This is a genomic window from Bacillus swezeyi (genome assembly GCF_001969815.1).
Taxonomy (GTDB): domain Bacteria; phylum Bacillota; class Bacilli; order Bacillales; family Bacillaceae; genus Bacillus; species Bacillus swezeyi.
In genome coordinates this window covers 48874-73118 of record NZ_MRBK01000013.1, presented here as the reverse complement: position 1 = coordinate 73118, position 24245 = coordinate 48874, and the positions used below count along the sequence as shown (strand labels likewise).

The 24245-nt window shown below is 45.4% G+C and carries 18 protein-coding genes and 1 pseudogene; 3 read left to right on the top strand and 16 right to left on the bottom strand.

Features of this window, described 5'->3' with window-relative positions:
• The 5 genes from BTA30_RS12305 to BTA30_RS12285 form a co-directional block, all read right to left on the bottom strand.
• On the bottom strand, positions 1–1749 hold the full coding sequence (locus tag BTA30_RS12305; protein WP_076761553.1) for a phospho-sugar mutase: 1749 nt from the start codon (positions 1747–1749) through the stop codon (positions 1–3).
• A gap of 186 nt (positions 1750–1935) precedes the next feature.
• On the bottom strand, positions 1936–3609 hold the full coding sequence (gene glpD / locus BTA30_RS12300; protein ID WP_076761551.1) for a glycerol-3-phosphate dehydrogenase: 1674 nt from the start codon (positions 3607–3609) through the stop codon (positions 1936–1938).
• Positions 3610–3749: 140 nt separating this feature from the next.
• Positions 3750–5240, bottom strand: coding sequence for a glycerol kinase GlpK (gene glpK, locus BTA30_RS12295; RefSeq protein WP_076761550.1), 1491 nt, complete (start codon positions 5238–5240; stop codon positions 3750–3752).
• Between the two features lie 38 nt (positions 5241–5278).
• Entirely contained in the window at positions 5279–6094 is an 816-nt protein-coding gene (locus BTA30_RS12290) for an MIP/aquaporin family protein (protein WP_076761548.1), read from the bottom strand.
• A gap of 218 nt (positions 6095–6312) precedes the next feature.
• Entirely contained in the window at positions 6313–6870 is a 558-nt protein-coding gene (locus BTA30_RS12285; RefSeq protein WP_076761546.1) for a glycerol-3-phosphate responsive antiterminator, read from the bottom strand.
• Positions 6871–7059: 189 nt separating this feature from the next.
• On the opposite strand from BTA30_RS12285, the gene BTA30_RS12280 reads away from it, so the two are divergent.
• Positions 7060–8049 carry a quinone oxidoreductase family protein gene (locus tag BTA30_RS12280; protein WP_076761543.1) on the top strand — a complete coding sequence of 330 codons (990 nt, stop codon included), beginning with the start codon at positions 7060–7062 and terminating at the stop codon, positions 8047–8049.
• A 25-nt stretch (positions 8050–8074) separates the two neighbouring features.
• Here the strand turns inward: BTA30_RS12280 and BTA30_RS22535 are convergent.
• From BTA30_RS22535 to BTA30_RS12240, 8 genes and pseudogenes are all read right to left on the bottom strand, one after another.
• A pseudogene (locus BTA30_RS22535) lies at positions 8075–8691 on the bottom strand (aminotransferase class III-fold pyridoxal phosphate-dependent enzyme); the annotation flags it as partial.
• Between the two features lie 142 nt (positions 8692–8833).
• A complete protein-coding gene (locus BTA30_RS12265) occupies positions 8834–9745 on the bottom strand; it encodes an AEC family transporter (RefSeq protein WP_076761540.1) in 912 nt (303 codons plus the stop codon).
• Between the two features lie 128 nt (positions 9746–9873).
• Entirely contained in the window at positions 9874–11514 is a 1641-nt protein-coding gene (abc-f, locus tag BTA30_RS12260; RefSeq protein WP_076761538.1) for a ribosomal protection-like ABC-F family protein, read from the bottom strand.
• 119 nt (positions 11515–11633) lie between these two features.
• Positions 11634–11768 carry a hypothetical protein gene (locus tag BTA30_RS24125; protein ID WP_263315902.1) on the bottom strand — a complete coding sequence of 45 codons (135 nt, stop codon included), beginning with the start codon at positions 11766–11768 and terminating at the stop codon, positions 11634–11636.
• A 94-nt stretch (positions 11769–11862) separates the two neighbouring features.
• Positions 11863–13401 (bottom strand): bifunctional GNAT family N-acetyltransferase/carbon-nitrogen hydrolase family protein, encoded by a 1539-nt coding sequence (locus BTA30_RS12255; RefSeq protein WP_076761536.1) that lies wholly within the window; start codon positions 13399–13401, stop codon positions 11863–11865.
• A gap of 24 nt (positions 13402–13425) precedes the next feature.
• Positions 13426–14088 carry an HAD family hydrolase gene (locus BTA30_RS12250; protein ID WP_076761749.1) on the bottom strand — a complete coding sequence of 221 codons (663 nt, stop codon included), beginning with the start codon at positions 14086–14088 and terminating at the stop codon, positions 13426–13428.
• A 138-nt stretch (positions 14089–14226) separates the two neighbouring features.
• Entirely contained in the window at positions 14227–14631 is a 405-nt protein-coding gene (locus tag BTA30_RS12245) for a CBS domain-containing protein (RefSeq protein WP_395948174.1), read from the bottom strand.
• A 186-nt stretch (positions 14632–14817) separates the two neighbouring features.
• On the bottom strand, positions 14818–15192 hold the full coding sequence (locus BTA30_RS12240; protein WP_239693608.1) for a DUF5365 family protein: 375 nt from the start codon (positions 15190–15192) through the stop codon (positions 14818–14820).
• 121 nt (positions 15193–15313) lie between these two features.
• Between BTA30_RS12240 and BTA30_RS12235 the strand changes: the two genes are divergently transcribed.
• The gene (locus tag BTA30_RS12235; protein WP_076761531.1) at positions 15314–16237 is read left to right on the top strand and encodes an RluA family pseudouridine synthase; all 924 of its coding nucleotides are present in this window, start codon (positions 15314–15316) and stop codon (positions 16235–16237) included.
• A 34-nt stretch (positions 16238–16271) separates the two neighbouring features.
• Here BTA30_RS12235 and BTA30_RS12230 read toward each other — a convergent pair whose 3' ends face one another.
• From BTA30_RS12230 to BTA30_RS12220, 3 genes are all read right to left on the bottom strand, one after another.
• Positions 16272–16871 carry a class D sortase, LPxTATN-specific gene (locus BTA30_RS12230; protein ID WP_076761528.1) on the bottom strand — a complete coding sequence of 200 codons (600 nt, stop codon included), beginning with the start codon at positions 16869–16871 and terminating at the stop codon, positions 16272–16274.
• Positions 16868–20398, bottom strand: a complete 3531-nt coding sequence (locus BTA30_RS12225; RefSeq protein ID WP_076761526.1) for a 5'-nucleotidase C-terminal domain-containing protein — start codon at positions 20396–20398, stop codon at positions 16868–16870. The genes BTA30_RS12230 and BTA30_RS12225 overlap by 4 nt, the downstream gene beginning before the upstream one ends.
• Positions 20399–20512: 114 nt before the next feature.
• Positions 20513–22543: a PAS domain-containing protein gene (locus BTA30_RS12220; RefSeq protein WP_076761525.1), complete on the bottom strand. Its 2031-nt coding sequence runs from the start codon at positions 22541–22543 to the stop codon at positions 20513–20515.
• 661 nt (positions 22544–23204) lie between these two features.
• Between BTA30_RS12220 and BTA30_RS12215 the strand changes: the two genes are divergently transcribed.
• Positions 23205–23870: a spore coat protein gene (locus tag BTA30_RS12215; RefSeq protein ID WP_076761523.1), complete on the top strand. Its 666-nt coding sequence runs from the start codon at positions 23205–23207 to the stop codon at positions 23868–23870.
• The last annotated feature ends 375 nt before the right edge of the window (positions 23871–24245 follow it).

The window sequence follows — 24245 nt, the reverse complement described above, 5'->3', positions numbered from 1 at the left end:
TTACGAATTTGATGCTGCTTTTACAAGCTCATCTATTTTATTCATTACTTCATCTGTCAAGGTCTTCAGACGCGCTTCACTGTCTTGATTGCTTTGGCCTTTGACCGCAAAATAAAATTTCACTTTAGGTTCTGTGCCGGACGGGCGGAGGCAGAACCATGATCCGTCCTCAAGGAAGTATTTCAGGACATTCGATTTTGGAAGATCAATCGTTTCTTCCTTGTTTTCCTTCAGCAGCGTCCGTTTGCCGATCAGATAATCCTCAGCAGACATCACATCTTTTCCGGCGATTGAAAGAGGCGGCTGCTTTCTGAAAGAGCTGAGGATTGCAGCGATCTGTTCAGCTCCTTCTTTCCCTTTTAATGTAAGAGACTTCAATCCCTCGCGATAATAGCCGAATGTTTTATACAGCTCCATTAAACCGTCATAAAGAGATTTCCCCTCTTTTTTATAAAAGGCGCATACTTCAACGGCAAGGAGCGCAGCCTGGACGGCATCCTTATCCCTTGCAAAGTCGCCGATTAAATAGCCGTAGCTTTCTTCATAGCCAAATTGGAAGGTATATTCGCCTGAGGCGTGATATTGCTTCATTTTTTCTCCGATGAATTTAAAGCCTGTCAGTGTGTCGATTGTATCAAGCCCGAACGAAGCTGCGATATCGCGGCCCATTTCGCTTGTGACAATCGTTTTTAAAACGACGCCGTTTTCCGGGAGGATTCCTTTTTGCTGTTTTTGTGAAAGCAAATAATGGAGCAGAAGCGCTCCCGTCTGGTTCCCAGTCAGTACAACATAACGCCCTTCTTGATCTTTTACAGCGACGCCGAGGCGGTCTGCATCAGGGTCTGTCCCGATCAGAATATCGGCTTCTTTTTCCTCGCCCAATTTGATTGCATATTCAAAAGCGGCGTGTTCTTCCGGATTAGGTGAAGAAACAGTCGAAAAATCAGGATCTGGCAGCTCTTGTTCAGGAACGACGGTGACATGTTCATATCCGAGAGCTTTGAGTCCCCGTCTGACGGATTTGTTGGCTGTGCCGTGCAGCGGAGTGAATATCACCTTTACTTCTGTCTTTTGAGAAAGATCCGGATTGACGGAGATCGACGTCAGCTTGTCAAGGTATGCTTGGTCTATATCTTCGCCGATAACCTTAATCATCCCTTTTTCTTTTAAAGCGTCTTCATCGCCAGCCGGAATGTCAAGTTCGTTTTCAATCGCATTGACGTGGCCTACGAGCCTGTCAGCGGCCTCGGGCGGCAGCTGGGCCCCGTCATCGCCGTATACTTTGTAGCCATTGTATTCCGGAGGATTGTGGCTTGCCGTAATCACGATACCGGCATATGCATTCAGCTCTCTTACCGCGAATGAAAGCTCAGGCGTCGGGCGCAGTTCATCAAACAGATACGTCTGAACGCCGTTTGCGGCAAGCGTTTTAGCCGCTTCCATCGCAAATTCAGGCGATTTGTGGCGGGAGTCATAAGCGATGACAGCGCCGCGCTTCTTGGCTTCCTCCCCGTTTGCAGCAATATAAGAAGCAAGGCCGGCCGATGCTTTGCGAACCGTATAGACGTTCATTCTGTTCGGGCCGGGTCCGATTTCCCCGCGCATCCCCGCTGTTCCAAATTCAAGCTTTTTATAAAAGCAATCTTCCAATTCTTTTTCATTTCCTTCTCGTTCGAGAAGGAGAGACCTTAATTCAGGATCTAGGTTTTCATTTTTCTTCCAACGTTCATAGCTTGTTCTCCAGCTCATGACAGACCTCCATTGTTCTAGCCTATGTAATTGCAGCCTTTTCTTTTTATATTATCGATAAACGCCTGCTTTGTCCAAAATTAGACGGCTCATCTAAAAAAATGAGGCTGCCTCTTATCAAGGCAGCACCATTTTAGATATTCAGACCTGTTTTACCGAAACATTCACACATGCCTTTTGCACTTGTCATGATGATTTGTTTTCAAGCGGAACCACCGCGTCATGAAGCAGCATATCTAATGTTTTCATATGCTTAGCCCTTGTTTCGGCGTCCCAGTTCAGCTTGTCGCTCATATATTCCGTAAGTCCCTCTTTATACGTGCGGACCCAATGGATGTCAAAAAACAGCGCGCCCGTTCTGCGTACAAAGAAGTCTGCCGGTGCGGCGGCCATTTCTTCTTCAATGCCGTAGTCCATTTCCGCCAATACGTGAACAGGAATGCGGCGTTTAGCTGCTTCATCCTTCAGCTGCTGCACTCGTTCAAACAGATGGTCTGTATTCGATCCGTATCTGGCTGCAAGCTGTTTGGCTGTTTGTTCTGTTAAACCTGCTGCAACCCCTTCAGCCGCTTTCGCCTCAATAAAGGCCTCTAAGTTTTTGGAGCCGCCGATATGCCCGCCGGAAATCGGCATTGTTTTTGTTTTGCAAGGTCCGAAGTCTTTGTCTCCTTCTTCTTTCAGACGGGTTCTGACAAGATCGACGATATGTTCAGCCATTTTTCTGTATCCTGTCAGTTTTCCGCCGGCAATCGTGATCAAACCGGAGTCCGATGTCCAGATTTCATCTTTGCGGGAAATCTCCGACGGGTCCTTTCCTTCTTCATGAATCAGCGGTCTGAGTCCGGCCCAGCTGGATTCAACATGCTCGGCTTTGATGCCCAGCTCAGGGAACATATAATTGATCGCTTTGATGACATAGTCCCTGTCTTCTGTCGTCATTCTCGGATGTTCCAGATCCTTGTTGTAAACGGTGTCCGTTGTTCCGACATATGCCTTGCCATTCCTAGGAATGGCGAACACCATGCGGCCGTCGGGCGTATCGAAATACACCGCTTGTTTTAAAGGGAAGACCGATTGATCAAAAACAAGATGCACTCCCTTTGTATGCTGAAGGTGTTTGCCTTCTTTTGAGCGGTCTTTTTCCCTGAGACGGTCGACCCAAGGTCCTGTCGCATTGACGATTTTTTTCGCATAGACGCGGTATTTTTTCTTTGTCAAAACGTCTTCAATGACGACACCGACAACTTTGCCGTTTTCGTAAAGAAACTCGCTTACTTTCGCATAGTTCATGGCCTCAGCTCCAAACTTTGCCGCTTCTTTTAATACTTCAATTGTCAGTCTGGCGTCATCTGTCCGATATTCGACATAATAGCCTCCGCCTTTGAGGCCGTCCTTTTTCACAAGCGGCTCTTTTTCGAGTGTTTCGTTTGCATTCAGCATGCTTCTCCGCTCATGCTTCTTGACGCCTGCCAAAAAATCATAAACTCTAAGGCCGATAGATGTCGAGAACTTGCCGAACGTTCCTCCCTTATGCATTGGCAGAAGCATCCATTCAGGCGTTGTCACATGCGGGCCATTTTCATAGACAATCGCCCGCTCTTTCCCGACTTCGGCGACCATTTTGACTTCAAACTGCTTCAAGTAGCGGAGCCCTCCGTGCACAAGCTTCGTCGAACGGCTTGATGTCCCTGCGGCAAAGTCCTGCATTTCGCAAAGAGCCGTTTTCATCCCCCGTGAAGCGGCATCCAAGGCCGTACCGGCTCCAGTGATCCCGCCGCCGATTATAAACACATCGTATTTCTGTTTTGTCATATGATTAAGAATGTCGTCGCGTTTGCGGCTTGAAAATAATGATTCCATATTAAAGTCCTCCCTTGTTGTCACGGCAAATAATAGAAAAAGAGACCACAAACATCCAAAGCAATGACGCTGCTTTGGTGTTGTGGTCTCTCCTCTTCTCCAACCGTTTCTATTAACTTAAGTTCATTGTAGCATAAATGTTATTTAAAAGCCATAGCTGCTTTTACTGCCTTTTTCCATCCGCTGTATAAACTGTCGCGCTCTTGTTCTTCCATTTTCGGTTCAAAGCGCTTATCAAGCTGCCATTGATCTTTGATGTCTGAGCGATCGTTCCAGAAGCCGACGGCAAGGCCTGCTAAATAAGCTGAACCAAGTGCAGTCGTTTCATTGATTTCCGGACGTTCAACCGGAACATTGAGAATGTCTCCCTGAAACTCCATCAGGAAGTTGTTCTTTACAGCTCCGCCGTCAACCCGCAGCTTTTTAACCGAAATCCCGGAGTCTTCCATCATCGCATCAAGCACATCTTTCGTTTGATATGCAAGCGACTCAAGCGTTGCTCTAATAAAATGCTCTTTTGATGTTCCGCGGGTCAGACCAAATACAGCGCCGCGAACATCGCTGTCCCAATAAGGCGTGCCTAAGCCGACAAATGCCGGAACCACATAAACACCATCAGCAGATTCTGCTCTTACAGCGTAATTTTCACTTTCTTTTGCATCCTTAAACATTCTCAGCCCATCGCGAAGCCATTGAATGGCGGAACCTGCGACAAATACGCTTCCTTCCAGCGCGTATTCTACCTTTCCGTCAATTCCCCAAGCGATCGTCGTCAACAGGCCATGCTCTGATTTAATCGCTTTTTCACCGGTGTTCATCAGCATGAAACAGCCCGTGCCATACGTATTTTTAACCATTCCTTCTTCAAAGCAGGCTTGCCCGAACAATGCCGCCTGCTGGTCTCCGGCCGCCCCGGCAATCGGAATATTTTTTCCGAAGAAATGATAATCGACCGTTTCAGCGTAGACATGTGATGAAGGCTTGACTTCCGGAAGCATAGATTTCGGAACGCCGAGAATGTCGAGCAGCTCCTCATCCCATTTCAAGTCATAAATGTTGAACATTAATGTTCTTGATGCGTTTGAATAATCTGTCACATGAGCTTTTCCGCCTGACATCTTCCAGATCAGCCATGTATCGATTGTTCCAAAAAGCAGGTCGCCGTTTTCGGCTTTGTCCCTCGCTCCTTCTACATGATCCAAAATCCACTTGACCTTTGTTCCTGAAAAGTAAGGATCAATCAAGAGGCCTGTTTTTTCCCTGATTGTATCTTCACAGCCTTTATTTCTTAATTCATGGCATATGTCTGCCGTTTGGCGCGACTGCCAGACAATCGCATTGTAAACCGGCTTGCCGGTATGTTTATCCCAGACGACTGTTGTTTCCCTCTGGTTCGTAATGCCGATCCCGGCTATTTGTCCGGCTTCTATTCCTGATTCAGAAAGTGCTGAAGCGATGACGGACAGGACAGATCCCCAGATTTCATTTGCGTTGTGTTCAACCCAGCCCGGGTTCGGGAAATACTGTTGAAACTCTTTTTGTGCGGTATGCACAACTTCCCCGTTTTTGTTGAAGATAATCGCTCTTGTACTTGTCGTTCCTTGATCAAGAGATAAAATATATTTTTCCATTTTAACTCCCCCTATGAGTCTGTTAAGAGTCACTTTACTTAAAACGTGACCGATTTATCCACTGCCTGTTTTTTCATATGAATATAGAAACCTAACAATATCACAGCTACTGCAGCGCTTACAAACCAAAAGCTGTTTGTCATGTGCCCTTTAAAAAAGGCATTGTAAAATACGCCTGCAAATGATCCGCCGAGAACCGGTCCAAGGACTGGAATCCATGCATATCTCCAGTTCGATCCTCCTTTTCCCGCAATCGGGAGAACGAAGTGGGCGATTCTTGGTCCCAAATCTCGCGCCGGATTAATCGCATAACCTGTCGTACCTCCAAGCGAGAGGCCGATCGCCACGATCAGAAATCCGACAACAAGCGGATTCAGTCCGTCTGTGAATTTGTTTCCGCCAATCGCTAAAATGCCGAGCACGAGAATAAATGTCCCCAATGTTTCGCTGAACAGGTTGGCAAACGTATTAGGAATGGCCGGCCCTGTTGAGAATACTCCGAGCTTGGCTCCAGCATCTTCTGTTTCTTTCCAATGCGGCAAATAGTGAAGAAAAATGAGTACGGCTCCTAAAAATGCACCAAGCATCTGCCCTAAAATATAGGAAGGCACCTGCTCCCAAGGAAAATCGCCGACAAATGCCAGCCCCAGCGTAACAGCAGGATTTAAATGCGCTCCGCTGATATTGCCGACGGCATATACGGCCATGGCCACTCCGAGCCCCCAACCAAATGCGATAACAATCCATCCCGATTGATGAGAAAGCGATTTCTTTAAATTTACTCCTGCACATACACCTGCACCAAATACGATGAGCAGCATCGTACCAATAACTTCTCCCCAAAATGCTGTCAAGGCTAATCCCTCCTAATCAATCTATCAATTCCAGATGAACAGTCATTGTTCATCTTATCCACTGTGCTTAAAAGACCATAAAAAAACACAGCAAACTTTCTTTACATGATCATAGTAAAGAACTGCTGTGGTCTCCGAGTCTCCGTCACAATGTATTAACTTAGTAAGATCGTATCGTAAAATGTAAGCGGTGTCAATATTTTTTCACATTTTAAATTTTAACCCCAATACTTTTTCCACAGTTCCGTATCAGAGGTAGTCACAGCTGCAGCCCCAGCCTCTAGCGCTTTTCTTACATCTTTTTCAGAACGGATGAATCCTCCTGCAAATATTGGAATTCCAGTTTTTTCCTTTACTTCACTAATCAATTCCGGCGCAACTCCCGGAAGCACTTCAATATAATCAGGTCTATGTTTTCTAACGAGTTCAATACTTTTCATCATGGCGCTTGTGTCAATTAAAAACATGCGCTGGATGGCATATACTTTCTTCTGCTTTGCCTTGGCAATCACGCTTGATCTCGTTGACAGAATACCAGCCGGCTTCATTGCCTGACAGATGAATTCCGCTCCGTACTCATCGTGTTTAATTCCCTGGATTAAATCGACATGCACAAGCATCTTTTTTCCGCGTGCTCTCGCAGCGCTGATGACCCCGCCCAACTGTCCAAGATGAATATCAAGAAGGACTCCGTATGAAAAAGGACTGTCCAAAAAAATATCAAATTGTTTCATGTTTCGTATTGCCGGTAAAATTTGCTGATCGTCAAAACTCATGTTCCATCTCCTTCATTTACTATCCTGCTTTTACTGTATTACACTAAAGGAATTTCCCTCACATTGCAATCCCTTATATAGAAAGAAGTTTGGCTTTTACTGATGAAAATCATTCCCAAGCAGATGATTTTACATTCCCCCATCCCGGGTGGATAATTTAGCTTAATCACATATGAAAGGGGATTTTTGATGAAAGCGATCATACATGACGGTACGACCGGGCTTTCGGGACTTACATATCAAGACGTTTCAGCTAAATCGCCCGGCTTTGGCGAAGTAAAAATCAAACTGAAAGCAGCGGGGCTGAATCACAGGGACCTGTTTCTCTTTCAGTCGAGAAAAGCAGGCGATGCCCCGTTTATTCCCGGTTCAGACGGAGCCGGCATTATAGAAGAAATCGGCGAGGGTGTGCAAGATCTCTCCGTTCATACAGAGGTGATCATCAATCCGAGCATTGCTTGGGAACTGACCGATTCCGTTCCGCAAGTTCCGGACATCCTGGGAGGCCCCACTGATGGCACTTTCGCGGAACATGTCATCGTTCCGGCCAAACACGTTGTTACAAAACCCGCCTATCTTTCCTGGGAGGAAGCCGGAGTCTTGCCATTATCCGCTCTGACCGCCTACAGAGCCCTATTTACGAAAGGGTGCTTGAAAAAAGGCGAACATATCTTGATTCCCGGAATCGGAAGCGGTGTTGCAACCTATGCGCTGCTGATGGCAAAGGCTCTTGGCGCAGAAGTCACTGTGACATCGCGAAGTGAAGAAAAAAGGAAAGAAGCGCTGCATTATGGAGCAGACCGCGCCTTTGACAGCGGCGGCGATTGGAAAGAAAACATGGACGGACATCACGCTGACATCATCCTTGACAGCATCGGTCCGGCCACATTTGCAAACTATTTTGATGTCATAAAACCGAACGGACGGATCGTCAATTTTGGCGCCAGTTCTGGAGACAGCATCAACCTTCCGCTGCGCTCGCTTTTTTTTCCGCAAATTAGCATCATCGGCACATCGATGGGGAGCCTTGAAGAATTTCGGCAAATGCTCGCCTTTATGGAACGTCATTCACTAAAACCGATCATAGATCGAGCATTCCCGTTATCAGAAGCCGTTCATGCCTTTAAACGAATGGCAAACGGTGAACAGTTCGGAAAGATTGCTCTGTTATTAAGCTGAGGCGGCGCTCCCGCCGCCCCTTTCGTTACAGCCGGCAAAGGCTTTCCTTGAGCACTTTCACCATAAATGAAAGGTCTTGTTCCGACAGGCTGAGCGGGGATGCAAATGATATCCGACGCCGTATCTCCGTTTTTGCTGACAATGAATCCTTTTTTCCCTGGATTGCCTGATCACTTTGTCCACACCTTTGACATCTGCGGGTTCTTTCCCGACAAGCAGCCCTTTGCCGCAGAGGTTTCCGACAACATTCGGGCGGCTTTTCATTCACTGAGGAGCCTTAGGCCGAGCGTCCTTGATCGTTCAATCAACTGCTCCTCCTCCATCACGCTGAGGTTATTCAGTGCCGACGCAGGCCGCAGGGCTTCCTCCAAACGTATTGACATGGCGGAGGCGGTCATACTTACCCGTTGCCGAAAGCGGCAGATATCGGCCTGTTAAACCTTTGGCCATCGTAATAAACACCATAATTTATAAAATCAAATCGTTGACAGTCCTGCCAAAACCGCAGATCTCTTCATCACAGATCAAGTGCGCTTCGTGCTTCTCACAGATCTTTTTGACCTCCATATATCCGTCATGAGGCATGAGGATGCCGCCTCCCGTAATAATCGGTTCCATGATCATCGCAGCGATCGTTTCGTTTCAGAAAGCTCCTATGTCATCACCACAATCAATGTTTCAAAAAAGTAAATCATTTCAGTTTCCTATTGATTTACTTCTCCGGATGAGGTGCCGTTCCTTTTTTTGTTTTGATATGCAAAAAGGCTGCCTGAACGATTTCAGGTCAGCCCCACAGAGAAAGCATCCAGAGCACAGCCGGCAAGGTGGCTATGCTGAGCATCGTGCTGATAAACGTTGCGCTTGAAACGATTTCCGGCTTTGTTTCAAACTGTACGGCCATCAGTGTCGTATTTGCCGCCGTCGGCATGGCAGCGGCCAGAATCATAATCTTTTTGACCAAATCGTCGACAGGCAGGATGAGAGCGAATCCCAAGGCAATCAAGGGGGACACGAACAGCTTCAGCAAGAGAGAATAAGAGATTTTCCGATATTCAATATGCTTAAAGGAAATGACGGCAAGCTGCATGCCTAGAATGATCATAATCGTCGGTATCGCAGCGTCGCCTACTAATTTAATTGCCGTCATTAACTGTTCGGGAATCGAAATATGACCTAACTGAAAAAACATGCCGAGCAGCGCCCCATATGCAACGGGCATCCGGGTTACCCTCGTCATCACCGTTTTAAAGCCGCCTCCCTTAGAGCTTCCTTTCGCTGCATAATACACGCCGATCGTGCTCATCACAAGCTGCTGAAGCACCATCAGCACAACGGCGATATCAAGCCCCGCCGTCCCGTAGACAAGCAAGACGACCGGAGTGCCGTAGTTTCCATTGTTCATGAAAGCAGACGACAAAACAAGAGCGCACCGCTCCTGATTGGAATACTTGTGAAAATATGAAATGATATATACAAATAGAATCAAAGTTAAACAGAGGCCGAGGCAATAGACGGACATATATACATAATCCATAGTCAGCCTGTTTTCATAAAATGTATCAAACGCCAAAAAAGGAGACATTAAATAAAGGGACATTTTAGAGAGATTTTGAATATCAAAATGAAGCAGCTTTTGTCCGATAAACCCAATCGCAAAAATCCCGAAAACAGGCAGCAAAACAAGCAAAAATTCCATGATGCACCTTCTTTTTTATATATAAACCGTTTTCAGTCATAATTTTAATAATAAAGAAGATTTCTTTTCTTTTCAATATCAGCATTCTTCAGATCAAATGGACAGGGCCGGCTGACCCTGTCCTTCTTTTATTTCAGCTTCCATCCAGCCGCTTTTTCTTCTCTCGCAGCCGTATAGTTTCCGTCATATCGGGTCAACCGCCCGCCGTCAAGCCAATAGGTGACATTGAACAGACGATCGAGAAAATACCGGTCATGGGATACCGCTATTATTGTTCCCTCAAATTGGCTCAATGCTTCTTCGAGCACTTCTTTTGACTCAATGTCTAAATGGTTTGTCGGTTCATCGAGAATGAGGACATTATGCTGCTGATGAACAAGCTGGGCCAGCCGAAGCCTCATCCGCTCTCCCCCGCTTAAATCTTTTACTCTTTGAAAAACGGCATTTCCGTAAAACAAAAATTTTGCAAGCATCATGCGGGCTTCGCCTTCAGTTGCAGTGACTTTTTCACGGAATTCGTCTAGAACCGACTGCTCTTCATTCAGTTCAGCGACATGCTGAGTCAGATGGGCAGCCGACAAATGGCTTCCAAGCTGGACAACCCCGCCGTCAGGGGCAGCCGCTCCGCCAATGATATTGAGAAGCGTCGTTTTTCCGCTGCCGTTTTCACCGACAATGGCGGCGCGCTCCTGAAAGCGGACATGCATGCTCAGGCTGTTAAAGAGCATCCGGCCGCCCAATCGTTTGCTCACTTCCTCAAGCTTGACGACGTCTTTTCCGCTTCGGCCGTCCATTTTGAAAGATAAGTCTATTTTCTCCCGCTCCAGCACGGGTTTTTTCAAAACTTCGATGCGCGCCAAAGCCTTTTCCATGCTTTTCGCCCGCCGATGCAGACCATCGTTCGGAGGATTGGACCGATTCGCCCATTCCTTTAAACGCTTAATCGTTTCTTTCATTTTTTTGATCTTTTTCTGCTGGTCCTGATAATGCTGGAATTCTTTGATGAGGCGCTCCTCTCGTTCAACCGCATATTTTGAATAGCCGCCTTGATACATGTGAAATTCGCCTTGGTCGATTTCAAAAATGGATGTGACGGCTTCATCCAAAAAATAGCGGTCATGCGAAACGATGACTACTGTTCCTTTGTACTGCTTTAAAAATGATGTAAGCCATTCGATCGCAGTTAAATCTAAATGGTTTGTCGGCTCATCCAGCAAAAGCAAATCCGGCGCTGAAAGCAAAAGGCGCGCCAGGCCGACCTTTGTCCGCTCGCCTCCGCTCAAGCCTCGCCACGGCCTATCAAACAGGCGGCTGACATTCAATCCGGCGGCAACGCGTTCAATTTGCGCGCTGATCTCATAACCGCCTTTTTGCTGAAATTCTTCCTGCAATGCCCCGTACCGCTCCAACAGGCGTTCAAGCCTTTTCATATCGTTTTCGCCTGAAAGCTCCCGTTCAATCTGGGAAAGCCTGTGCTGTATTTTCCATAATGAAGCAAACACATCATAAAGCAGCTCTTTCACTGTTTTTTGGCCGTCCATGGAAGGAGTCTGCTCCAATAACCCGGCGGCCGTTCCTTTTTTCCAGGTGACAAGGCCTTCATCAGGCTGTACTTGACCGCTCATTAACTTTAATAAAGTCGTTTTCCCGCAGCCATTGCTGCCGATCAGGCCGATGCGTTCACCTTGCTTAAATTCGCAGGAAAGTCCATTGAAAACCGCGTGTCCTCCGTACGTTTTCGTGACATTCTGTATACTGCATACGATCACTTATCTCTTCCTCCATATTCCAGTGAAGAGACACTTTTGCATTAAAAAAGACGGCAGAGCTGCACACTGCCGTCAAGTCATCAGACATGAATGAAAATCCGATTGTGGGCAGATGTCTCTCACTGGTATTTTTTCCTGTATGAATGTGTAAAAAGGGCAGACTGATCCCGTAATCCGCATTCTCCGGAAAAAATCGCACGACAAATATACAAATGAGCTTGCATGTCTGTCATGCGGATACCAGTTTGATTCATCTTTCCCACCTCCTTTTGATAGTTACAATATATGAAAAATAAACCAAAAAGTCAAACTGAATAAAGCCGGCCAAAAACGGCCGGCTCTGTTCGATTATTTTTTATAATTGATCCGGTATATGTCATGGCGCCTATCCTTGAGCTGACGGACCGTTCCGTCCTGGCGCTGCCTTCTGAGAATTTCCAAGTCGACATCGCCGATGACCACCATTTCAATGTTCGGATTGCATTCACCGACGATTCCATCCCTTGCAAATTCAAAATCTGAAGGAGCGAAAATCGCGGATTGCGCATATTGAATATCCATATTTTCGGTTTGCGGAAGATTTCCGACCGTTCCGGAAATGACGGTGTATACCTGATTTTCAACTGCTCTTGCCTGAGCGCAGTATCTGACGCGCAAATAGCCTTGACGGTCTTCAGTACAGAAAGGCGTAAAAATAATTTTTGCGCCTTTTTCCGTTGCGATTCTGCCGAGCTCAGGGAACTCAATGTCATAGCAGATCTGAATCGCAATTTTTCCGCAGTCTGTGTCAAAAACGCGCACTTCATCTCCTCTGCTGATGCCCCACCATTTCCGTTCATTCGGTGTGATGTGGAGCTTGTACTGCTTTTCAATCGTGCCGTCCCTTCTAAAGAGATAAGCGATATTGTAGATTTTCCCTTCCTCTTCGACAAAGTGGGAGCCGCCGATAATATTCACGTTATATTTGACGGCAAGATCTGTGAACAAGCTGATATAATCCTCGGTGTATTCTGTGATTCGCTGCACGGCGAGGCTCGGAGAACGCTCTTCGAGAAAAGACATCAGCTGTGTCGTAAAGATTTCCGGATAAACTGCAAAATCAGCTCCGGCGTCTGAAGCGACATCCGCATAGTATTCCACTTGATTGGCAAACTCCTCAAACGAATGAATCTGCTTCATTTCGTATTGAATCACGCAGATCCGAACCGGAAAAGCCGACTTGTAATAGCGCTTCGTTTGCGGCAGATAGTCGACATTATTCCACTCCATCAAAGTGGCATATTTGCTTGATGCTTTGTCATCAGGAAGATAGTTTGGATTAATCCTCATCATCGTAAATCCGTTCAAAAGCTGAAATGAAAGGACCGGATCATAAATCTGGTGGTGAATGACCTGTTCCACATATTCTCTCGGCGTCATCTCCGAAGCGTACTTATGGTAATTCGGAATCCGTCCGCCGATAATGATGCTTTTTAGATTCAGCCTTCTCGCCAGATCTTTGCGTGCTTCATAAAGACGGTGTCCGATTTTCATTCTTCTGTATTCAGGTTGAACCATGACTTCAATACCGTACATGTTTAAGCCGTCAGGGTTATGATTGGTGATATAGCCGTCATCTGTAATATCCTGCCATGTATGCCTGTCATCATATTCATCAAAATTGATCAGCAGACTTGAGCAGGAGCCGATCACTTCACCGTCAAGCTCTGCACAGAACTGCCCTTCCGGAAAATGATCAAGATGGCTTTCCAAATGCTCACGCTTCCAAGGGATCATTCCCGGAAAGCAAAGTTCCTGAAGCTCAATGATGCTTTCGATATCCTTTTCTTCAATATTGCGAATTACAATCTTTTTTTCAAAACGGGAAAGATCCAACTTTTCAGACACGTCTCATTCCTCCTCTCCTCTTCTTCATGCTTGTTCAGAAATTTTCTCTATCAGCCGTTCAAGTTCCAATTCCGCCATTGATTCAAGGCGATGGTCATAATCTTCGAACAGCAAAGTTTTCGTGACTTGATTCGGAACGATGACACACTTCATACCGGCCCGTTTTGCCGCAATCGATCCATTGACAGAGTCTTCGAAAGCGATGCATTCCCCAGGCTTCACACCAAGGCAATCGGCAGCCTTCAGATAAAGCTCCGGATTCGGTTTGACTTCTTCTACATCATCAGCCGTTCTGATGCACTCAAAATCGTCATAAAGGCCGATTTGTTTTAAATGCTGAGATACCCATTTATAATCTGAGCTTGAAGCCAGGCCGATTTTTAGGCCGAGCTCTTTTGCCGCTGATAAATAAGCTTCCACACCTGGGCGCGGTTTTTCATTTTCCATTCTTTTTATAAAACGCTCCTGCCTCATCTTCGTCAGTCCTTCATGGTCAAGCTTTGTTTCAAGCTGCTCCTCCAAGTAAACGAATGGCTGAAATCCCGCGGACGTACCGATCACTTTTCCCCAAACCGACATTGGAAGCGCCGACCCATGCTCTTCAAATATTTCTTGAAGCACTTCATACTCATGTGTTTCTGTATCTAAAATAAGACCGTCAAAATCAAAAATCACTGCTTTAATCATCACGCTTTAGCCCACTCCTTTTGACTGTTTGCAAACTTATTGTATCCTTCTTGCTAACCCTTGAAAAGTCCGGCGCATTCAAATCAGTATGTAGAAAGGAAGAAGAGCCTGCTGTTTTAGAGGCAAGCTCTTCCGTATTTATTGTGTTTTTGTCGGAGTGGAAATGTTCGTAAGCGCCTGTCCGGCTGATTCATTAGACAGTTCATTTACCGCCAGATCTCCAAGCGCGACAATGCCGACTAAATGGTTGTTCTCCACGATCGGCAGGCGTCGGATTTGGCTTTGCGCCATAAGCTGTGACGCTTCTTCAAGGCTCATGTTCGGATTCCCCGAAACGATATTCGTTGTCATGATTTGTGAAACAGGCGTCTGTCCATCTTGTCCTTCAGCTGTCGTTCTCAGTGTGATATCACGGTCTGTGATCATTCCTTTTAACACACCCTGATCAACAACCGGAATCGCTCCAACATTATGCTGGCTCATAAGCTCTGCCGCTTCCTGAACGGTCTGATTGGAAGAAACTGTTGCAACTTGTCTTGACATCGCATTGTTGATTGTGTTCAAGTAAACTGCACCCCTTTCGCTTGTTAGTATGTACAATAAGTGAAATGCTAAAAAGGAAGTTGACACCATCCATTGTGTTTTTTGCTGATTTCCTATATAGTCTTTTCATAAAAAAAAAGAGCTTTTCCATAGAGGAACAGCTCTTTAAAGTTCAATGACCGGCTCTTACATCAGCAATTGAATGCCCTGCTTATCAGCGTCTGTTTTCAGCATGTTAAAATCGGACGAGCTTAAAGGAAAATACAGGCCGCATTCATTCAGTTTTTGACAGTTTCTATCGAAGAGTTCCCGGTCTTTTAACACCCACTGGCGTTTTGATTTCGTTAATAACGTGTGGATCAATTGCAGACTTGTGATAATCTGAAATGCTTCATCCAGAATTCCTTTGTATTCATATTCTTTAAAGTCAAGCGTTCCCTGCTTTTTCAGCTCTTTCATTTTTTGTTTGCTGAAGTACATTGACAATACTTGATACAGCTCAGATGCAAGCTCTTCAATATAGGTTTCCTGCTCTTCAGTTGCAGCTTTAACAATACGCACATTTATCACCCTTCATCCCTTGTTCAAATCTCTTCAAACAGAATAGCACACAAAAACTCGGGGCTGTGAAGGTAAGTGTTTCCTGATAGCTGAATCGCTTTTTACAGAAAGGAGAGTAAAAATGAACCAAAAAAATCGCGGTGTTACTTTTGTCGCCGACGGCGAAAATAACGGAGAACATTTATTTACATTTTTAAAAAGAGAAACGAAAGCTTCAAAGCCGGTCATTCAATATTGGGCAGCAAACCAAAAAATAAAAGTCAATCATAAAGACGTTTCACAAAACCTTCAGCTTAAAGCAGGCGACAGGATATTGATCGATCTCAGAGAAGAGGAAGAGAGCGGCATCGTGCCCGAGTATGGCGACCTTTCCGTTTTGTTTGAGGACGATCACATGCTCATCGTCAATAAGCCACCGGGAATTGCAACACATCCGAATGAAGAGGGGCAGACCGGAACACTCAGCAATCTTGTCTCCTTTTATTTTCAATCAAACGGAGAGGAACGGAGAATCCGTCATGTTCATCGCCTTGACAAAGATACAAGCGGTGCGATCGTATTTGCAAAACACCGCCTTGCCCATGCGATTTTAGACGAACAGCTGCAAAGAAAAGAACTGGCGAGGACATATCTTGCCATAGCAGAAGGGAAGTTCAAAAAGAAACAAGGAACGGTTTCAAACCCTATTGGAAGAGACAGGTACCACTCCGTCAGAAGAAGAGTCTCGCCGACAGGGCAGCCGGCCGTCACCCATTATGCCGTCAAAGGCTATCACAATAAACATCATGTTTCATTGTGCGAACTTCAGCTGGAAACAGGCAGAACCCATCAAATCCGAGTCCACCTTGCCAGCCTCGGCCATCCTTTGGCAGGCGACACATTATACGGCGGTTCATCGGCTCTTTTCAACAGACAGGCTTTGCATGCAAAACAAATCAAAGTAACCCATCCGATCACCAACGAACGATTGACCATAACCGCGCCCCTGCCCGATGACTTCAAAACGGAGGCTGAGCGTTTATTCGGAAACTCAAATAAAATCTAAATACATAAAGGGCTGTCAAAAATATGACAGCCCTTTATGATTCAAGCGGTTTCGCATAGATAATATAACGCTGGGGTGCATTTCCAACGTAGGAAAACGGATAGCATGTCGTTAACAGCAATTCTTCTTTTTCATACTGCAAGGTAATAATGGATGTATCGTCTTTATCGACGATTTTTGTATTCGTAATCTGATATTCAAAGCTACCGTAGGGAAGCTCAATCTTCAGCAGATCGCCGATTTCAAGCTCGCCTGTTCTTCGAAAGACCGTATCCCTGTGTCCCGAAAGGACAATTTGCCCGTTTTGCTTCGGATAATAGCTTTCTTTGTAATGTCCGACGCCTTTTTCCAAATCATCCGGACTTGTGCCTTCAACGATGGGCAGCTCCGCTTTTAGCCTTGGAATTTTCAAAATACCGACCACTTCGCCTGTTGCAGTTTTAAAGGACTCAGGCGGCTTCCCTTCGGAAAAGGCTTTTGAAGAACTTCCTGACGATCCCGCTGCCACCGTTTCTTTTGCCTCTGATAAAGACATGTCCGTCTGTCTGTTCATATCAAATATCTTCCATCCGCCATATGCAAAAATGATAAGACCGGCGGCCATCAGAAAGAAAGAAAAAACTTTGATTTTCATCGCTTTACAAAACCCCTTTTCACTCCATAAAGAATTGCGCCAATCATGAACAGGAAGAAGCCGTACAACAGAATGTTGTAAAGAGCCGTCGCCGTATTCGGGAGTATGTGCCCGTCCCGGACATCATGTGACAGGCCAGCCGGTGTTTCTTCAGCTCCTGATTGTACAACAGCGCCGGTTCCATCAGCATCCGTTTTCCCTCCATGATCCGAATCTTCCGGTTTTTCTCCATTATAACCCGATCCGTCGCCGGTTCCAGGCGATCCGCTTCCATCCGGGTTACCATTTCCAGGCGGTCCTCCCGGCTGTGAGGCCTCGTCCAGCTTTTTGATTCGCCCTTCAGATGTATAGGCAATCGGCTCTTTAAAGCTTTTCACAAATGCAACGGTGGCTTCAATATCTTCCGGACCTGTCACCGGGTGTTTCCCAAGCTTGGAAATCGGCGAGTACTTGCTTCCTGAGGCAGAGGCCATAAAATGATTAACGGTCACTGTATAGGTGCGGTCTTTGGCAATCGGTGATCCATCTTCAAGAAAAATATCGGCCGTTTTGTTTGTTTTAGGGTCCCAAGTATAGGTGAAACCGCTGATGCTGTAGTCTGGCCCGTATGACGGAGAAATCTGCGCATCTAAGATGTCGAATAAATCGCTGCCTTTGATTTCAAGCCGAACGAGCACATTTCCGAACGGCTGGATATTGAATAAATCGCCCCATGTAATCGGCCCCTTTTTTAAATCTTGACGGATGCCGCCGCCGTTCATTAATGCGAAATCGGAGTTCATCGCCTGCCTCATTCCGTCGGCAATTAAATTTCCGAGCGGTGTGTCACCGTCATTAGAGTATCCGCCAGCCATATTATGTGCCGCTTCACCGACTTTTTCGCTGATGATCGGCTCAACCATATGCCCGTATTTTTCCAAAATCCGGCTTACGGCTGGATCAGGGCTGAGTTTTTCCTGATTGACGTATTCTACATCTGCGTTCTTTTTGACAATATCTTTTGTCTTCCGATCAATTTCAAGATCGACTACACCGATTGCTTTTCCATATTCATGCGCTTGAACAATTAAAATATCATTGACTTCGCCATTTACGACTTCATGATTATGCCCGGCGAAAATGACATCCACTTCAGGATCCGCGCGGTTCGCCAGATCAGCAGATTCTCCCGTTATGGTGCTGCCGCTCTGTGAAGCTGTCATATGGGCGAGCACAGCGATCGAATGGATGCCTTTCGCTTTCAGTTCTTCCGCTGCCTGATTGACCGCCTTGATCTCATCGGTGAATTCAATCGTTTTAATTCCGTCAGGCATCACCATATCGGCGGCAGATCTGGTTACCACCCCGATGAAGGCAACGGGAATCCCTTCAACTTCCACGATCTCATATGGAGGCAAAAAACTGCCTCCGCTGTTTTTCAATTTGCAATTGGCACAGACAAGCGGAAAATTCTGACCGTCATAGTCTTTCGTCCCTTTTCCTTCAGGATGTTCTCCGCCTTTTAACATTCGCAGGAGCTCATCAGTGCCCTCATCAAACTCATGATTGCCGACAGTCCCTGCATCAAATCCGATTTCCTCCATGATTTCGACGGTCGGTTCATCTTGAAGGAGGGAAGACACAGGCGAACTTCCGCCGATCATATCTCCAGCATGGACAAGGAGTGTGTTTTTCTGCTCCGCTTTTTTCTGTTTGAGCAGGGCCGCTGTGTAATCCATTCTGCCAAATGTTCCGTCAGGCTGACCGTCTTCGTTTAAATCGAGCTGATACTTCTGATCGATTTTACCGTGCAGATCATTCATGCTTAACAGCCGCAAAGAAAGATTTCCGTTTTGCTCTTTTTTCGTGTATCCGGCGGCTTCCGCTTCTTCCGAAGACGCAAAGAAAATTCGTCTTTCCGCAGGAATTTCACGCCATTCATCAGGCGTGACATACGTTTTTTCCGCTGAGTCTCCGACATGCCTTGTCAGCCCTTTGCCCTGCTCTCTTGCACGAAATTCAAACGGCAGTTCAAGAAGGAGATCATCTGGATTCCAAATGCCGAGCTGTTCCTCTTTTGCCTTTTTGACAGCGTTTTGGAACAAATCGTAGTCTTCTTCACTTCCGATCGGCCAAATAAAATATGTCGAAGCCATCCCCTTTTTGACCATTTCCAAATTCGTATTCAAACCGTCCTCGGTTATGATTTGGGCGAGCAGCCGGCCATAGCCGTCTTTGGCTTCTTTGCCCACTTTGACGGTCACCTTATACCCTGGGGACAAAATCGACTGCAAATATTCTTTTGCCCGGTTTCCGTGTTTCAGCTGGTTTTCATCTAAATCGTTTTTTGGCGTATGATAGGTTTCCGCCGTATCAATATTAACATAGCGCACCTTTGTCGACCCCAGCACCGGCTCTTTCAAATGAATGGTATCCCCGTCAACAACGCGGTCCACAATGCTTTCGTATTGTCCTTCTGAAGGAGGAGGAGGATGGCCGATGCCGTCTAATCTCTTGATGTCTTCCGGTTTTCTCGGCAAAAGCTGCAGCGTATCATAGCGGCTCAAAATCCCGGTTATTTCGAACCATTGCCCTTGTTCAATCAGTTTGACCCCATTCGTTTCTTCCATAACCCGCAGCATCAGCGGATTGTAGTTTTTGTCAATCATCGTCAAATTGTAGCCTCCGCCGGCAGGTGTGTCAGGCTTTGATTCAATATAGCCTTTCAATTTGACGAGGCGGCCTTCGTTTTCATCTGCTTTTACATCATCTTTCAATTCTTCAATAGTCAGCGAAACAGGCTCAGGCAGGGCCGCACCTTCACCAGTTACTTCGATACCGGATGGTGCCGGAACGATTTCTGTCAGACCTTTATAGGTCGTGATTTTCCCTCTGACAGAAACGGTCATCCCTTCTTTTAGTTCCGGAAAATCACCTTGGGATGCAGAAAAAATATTGATTCCCGCCGTTTCATCTTGGATGAAGGTTGACAATTTTCCTCCGCCGACCGCGGACTGATCTGCGGTGACAATTCCCTTGATTTTCACCGTTTCATTTAAGAGCTTGCGGGCATCCGCTATCGTTTTCATGTCCGGCTGGGCAGGGGATGGCTTACCATCGGAGAGCCTGATGGATTGAACGGATTTTAAACCCGGGGAATTAAAATATGAAGAAAGTTCTCCTTCGATGGTTAGTTTTTTTCCGATGAGATGCGGATTGGTCTGTAAGCCGAATTGATCCCTGAATGAGGCGGGAATTTGCACGGGGAGTATATTCTCTGGTGATGTCTCTTCTTTTTGGTCGGCGATCGCCAAATTATAATCATTTGCAAAATTTCCTGTGACATTGTATTTTCCTTTTGCAACGGTGTGGCCGACGACATATCCTTCAACAACCGCCTGCCCTTCATTATGTTTGATAGCTTCTTCAACCGATATCGGCGATTCAGCACCCTGTGATTCGCCCGCAATCAGCGCCAAAAAAGAGGCCATCATGATAAATGCAATCACTAAACAGGATATAAAACGATTTTTCAGCAAATGAACCATATATTTCCCCCCTTATTTTTGCTTCCCTGTCAAATTTATCTGATTTTTATAAAGGCTATATGATATTTTTGTAAATATTTCAAAAAAAGAATGAGAATAGGGATGACCGCATTCTCATTCTTTAATTGGAAGCTTCAATTTTACTTTCGTGCCCCTGCCTTCCTCGCTTTCAAAATGAATGCTTCCTCCGTGGTTTTCAATGATTTTAAAGGTGACCATTAAACCTAGGCCCGTTCCTTTTTCCTTCGTCGTATAAAACGGCTCACCCAGTTTTTCAAGCACTTCTTTTGAAATCCCCTTGCCTTGATCTTCAAAAATGATGAATACGTTGTCTTGTTCCTTATAGGAACGGATGGAAATGACGCCTTCGGCATCCTCCATCGCCTCGATCGCATTTTTTAAAATGTTAAGAAAAACCTGCTTAAGCTCATTAGTGACAGCGAGAATCTCAGGAAGCTCACCGCTCAATCTTTTCTCAATCCGCACATTGTTAAGCAACGCCTGGGATTCCAAAACCATGCAGACATCTTCTATGATCTCATTGACCTCAACGGGATCATATGTAGCCGATTTCGTTTTGGCCAATACGAGAAATTCATTAATGATCGCTTCCAGTCTGATAAATTCAGACATCATCACCTCGGCATAATCCTTCTGATATTTCTTAGTCTGGATCATCAGCTGAAGAAATCCTTTCAGGGATGTCAGGGGGTTGCGGATTTCATGTGCGATCCCAGCTGCAAGCTGTCCCACGGCTGAGAGCATTTCTGATTTCATGAGCATCTTCTCTGACTGCTTCTGATTCGTGATATCTTCAGATATCAGTATGACTTGCTGAACGTCTCCTATCTGGTCTTCAACAGGAACGAGCGAAACTTGCTCCCACCTGTCACTGCCGTTTTCACCCCGCTGATGAAACTCTCCTGACCAAGGTTTCTTTTCAATCACCTGCTGCCAGCAGCCGGACAGATCAGCGCAAAGAAAATGATCGTTATAAAGGGCAAAGACATGTTCACCAATAATTTCATCCTGCTTTTTTCCGATCATCCGACAAAACCGTTTGTTTGCATACTGGACAGCCCCTTCGACAGATGCGATCAAAATGTTGGCCGGGCTTTGATCGATCGCTTGCGAGCTGATATGCAAAGCTTCGTTTGTCATCTTAAGCTCGGTGATATTGGCAAACGTAATCACAACGCCCTCCACTCTATTTTCGGCCGTGTAATAAGGAATCATTTTTACGGCGTACCACTGGTCATCCAGTGCTTTCATTTCTTTTTGAATCGTCTTTTTTTCCTCAAGCGTGGTTTTTACGTTTTCTGCATAATCCTCATACTTCAGCCTGTCCGCCAGATCGCAGGCCGGTCTGCCGATATCCTGCTTCTCCAGCTGAAAAATCTTTTCCGCTTCAGGTGTGAATAATTTCAAATTAAAATCCTTATCTAGAAAAACCGCGGCGATATTCGTATTGATCAGCAGATTATCCATATCGTTTCTGATGGTGTTCAGCTCATCAATTTGCTTTTCGTACGCCTTGTTGACCGTCGTTAATTCCCTGTTTGTTTTTTGCAGCTTCTGATTAGCGGCAAGCAATACATCATTGGACGTTTCAAGCTCCTTTATCTTCCGATAGAGCTGCTGAATGTCGTCAGATGCCCCCCTGCCTTCGTCTCCTTCAGATATCCGCCATTTGTTTTCGTCTTCCTTTCCTTTTTCAATAAAAAGTACATAAAGTTTGTGATATTGGCGGTGAAAACTTTTGAGTGTCAAATGAACAAAAGCGAGTATTCCGCTTAAATAAATCGGAACATTTTTCAAAACGACTTCTCTTTTTTCTTTTTTCGCCCGCTGTAAAGCTGCTTTGACCTGCACAGCCAAACTGGCCGGAAAAACATAATCGATATTGCCTTTCGGACATTTTAAAAATTGATCAGCATCTTCTGAGGATGTTACGATTTCCCCCCTGTCATTCAGAATCAGACAAGGAAATAAATACTGATCGATCACCGACAGGTAGATATCATCCAGTCTGTGAAAATCACTCAGCTCATTGATTTTTTTATATAGGTCCGTTTGCACCTTCGGATACAAATCATCACTAAATAAACCTGACATTTTTCCAACCGTTTCACTTGAGCCCAGCATATAAAATCCTCCTTTTCTAAGCGCAAAATAAAAAAGGGAATACCTTTTTTGCATTTCATGATGATAATAAAAACCTTGGCAGCTGAAATCATTTTACGGAGGGAAAATCCTTTACAGAGCACGCAGGGGCAATAAGAAAAGCTTCTACAGAGTACACTTCTGTCCTGTGAAAACATCCATCGCGAATGCCAAGCCCGGCACTGCCTGTTTTCTCCTCTTTAAGTGAAGTCCGATCCTTTTCTTTAAAGAGGATGCCGCAGCTTAGGCAGCTTTTAGTCCATATTGACTGAACAATCGGCTTAAAGATTTCTTCAAATCAAGTGACTGACGCAGCGCCCGGCAGATGTACGCCCTGTTTTTTTCCCAGGCAGAAAAAACAGCAGCACTTTTTGACTTGTAAATTTCTTTACAAATGTTTTATACCAAGTGAATTCACTACCGCCGCATCAACAGCATAGAATAATGACCCATGTTTCCGGATAATTTTTGGCCAATGTCTTGTCAAGCAAGACCCCCAAATATTTTTCTTCTGAACTAAACTATTCGACAATTAGAATAAAATCCCTCTTAATCCAGTTTATCGATTATCGTTTTTTTGAATAAAAATGCTTCCATAAACAAAATATAACATTTGAACTAAATTCAAGGAGGGTACTAAAGAATGGAACAGCAAAACCAGCAGCAGCAAATGCAAATCAATCAAGGGAATGAAGGAATGCAGCATATGAATCACGGAGGACACGAAGTTTTTGACATGCATGAAGTGCTGTCGGGAATGATCGGCACTCTTGAGCAATACATGATGTTCAGACAGCATGTCCAAGATTCTGAGCTGCTTGATATTTTAAACAGGCAGCACCAATTTATTTTGTCGCAGTACAATATTACGACAGAGTGTTTCCGGACAGGACAAAAGCCGAGCCAGGAAACGGCGACTTATATGATGAAAGAGGATCGTCAATTTGTATACGGCTTAAAGAATACCCAGCCCAAAAAGCCGAAACAGTCTCCTCAACAAATTGATGATGCCTGCATCAGCAGCTTTATGCTCAGCTTGATTAAATCTTGTTCTTCCGCTCTTGCCATGGCTGCTCCTGAGGTGACAAACCCTGTCTGCAGAAGAGTGCTGGCAGACCAAATTCCTCACTATATCGAAATGGCCTATGAAATTTTCCTTTACCAAAACAAACATGGCTATTACCAAGTGCCGCAGCTTTCTCCTCAGGACATGCAAAAAATGCTGACTGCTTTTGCACCGGCTCAAGGACAGACGCAAATGCAGATGCCTCCTAACAATGGCGCCGGACAGCAGAGACCGATTCATTAACAACAGAAACGGCATTGAAAAAGAAATATTCAATGCCGTTTTTTCATTCTCATATTTTTGTTTGAATTTCTTTTCAAATTCGGTTAGCTTTTGACCTACAGCAGCTTTAAAGCCGCTTTCAAAATTTTTGCGTTCAGCCGTTTCTTCGATGATATGAAGGATGATTCCTCTGCCTTTTTGGGCTATAAGCTCTTCAATGATATAAAAACTCTGCAAATAAATGTCCGTTTTATGGAAAGTCCGCGCTTTTTGCCACTGCCGGTCTGTCTTCAGTTCTCTGAGAGGAACGACTGCCGGCAGAGCACGGGCATACGCCGTATCATGAGCGGCAGCCCACTCTGCAACCCCTTCATGAAACCAAAGCGGATAATCTCC

What these genes read in the sequence shown, in the direction of transcription:
- BTA30_RS12235 (WP_076761531.1), top strand. Translation starts at nt 15,314, where the DNA reads ATGAACCAAAAAAATCGCGGTGTTACTTTTGTCGCCGACGGCGAAAAT.
- BTA30_RS12280 (WP_076761543.1), top strand. Translation starts at nt 7,060, where the DNA reads ATGAAAGCGATCATACATGACGGTACGACCGGGCTTTCGGGACTTACA.
- BTA30_RS12230 (WP_076761528.1), bottom strand. Translation starts at nt 16,871, where the DNA reads ATGAAAATCAAAGTTTTTTCTTTCTTTCTGATGGCCGCCGGTCTTATC.
- glpK (WP_076761550.1), bottom strand. Translation starts at nt 5,240, where the DNA reads ATGGAAAAATATATTTTATCTCTTGATCAAGGAACGACAAGTACAAGA.
- BTA30_RS12285 (WP_076761546.1), bottom strand. Translation starts at nt 6,870, where the DNA reads ATGAGTTTTGACGATCAGCAAATTTTACCGGCAATACGAAACATGAAA.
- glpD (WP_076761551.1), bottom strand. Translation starts at nt 3,609, where the DNA reads ATGGAATCATTATTTTCAAGCCGCAAACGCGACGACATTCTTAATCAT.
- BTA30_RS12250 (WP_076761749.1), bottom strand. Translation starts at nt 14,088, where the DNA reads ATGATTAAAGCAGTGATTTTTGATTTTGACGGTCTTATTTTAGATACA.
- BTA30_RS24125 (WP_263315902.1), bottom strand. Translation starts at nt 11,768, where the DNA reads ATGAATCAAACTGGTATCCGCATGACAGACATGCAAGCTCATTTGTAT.
- BTA30_RS12220 (WP_076761525.1), bottom strand. Translation starts at nt 22,543, where the DNA reads ATGCTGGGCTCAAGTGAAACGGTTGGAAAAATGTCAGGTTTATTTAGT.
- BTA30_RS12305 (WP_076761553.1), bottom strand. Translation starts at nt 1,749, where the DNA reads ATGAGCTGGAGAACAAGCTATGAACGTTGGAAGAAAAATGAAAACCTA.
- BTA30_RS12265 (WP_076761540.1), bottom strand. Translation starts at nt 9,745, where the DNA reads ATGGAATTTTTGCTTGTTTTGCTGCCTGTTTTCGGGATTTTTGCGATT.
- BTA30_RS12245 (WP_395948174.1), bottom strand. Translation starts at nt 14,631, where the DNA reads ATGTCAAGACAAGTTGCAACAGTTTCTTCCAATCAGACCGTTCAGGAA.
- BTA30_RS12215 (WP_076761523.1), top strand. Translation starts at nt 23,205, where the DNA reads ATGGAACAGCAAAACCAGCAGCAGCAAATGCAAATCAATCAAGGGAAT.
- BTA30_RS12225 (WP_076761526.1), bottom strand. Translation starts at nt 20,398, where the DNA reads ATGGTTCATTTGCTGAAAAATCGTTTTATATCCTGTTTAGTGATTGCA.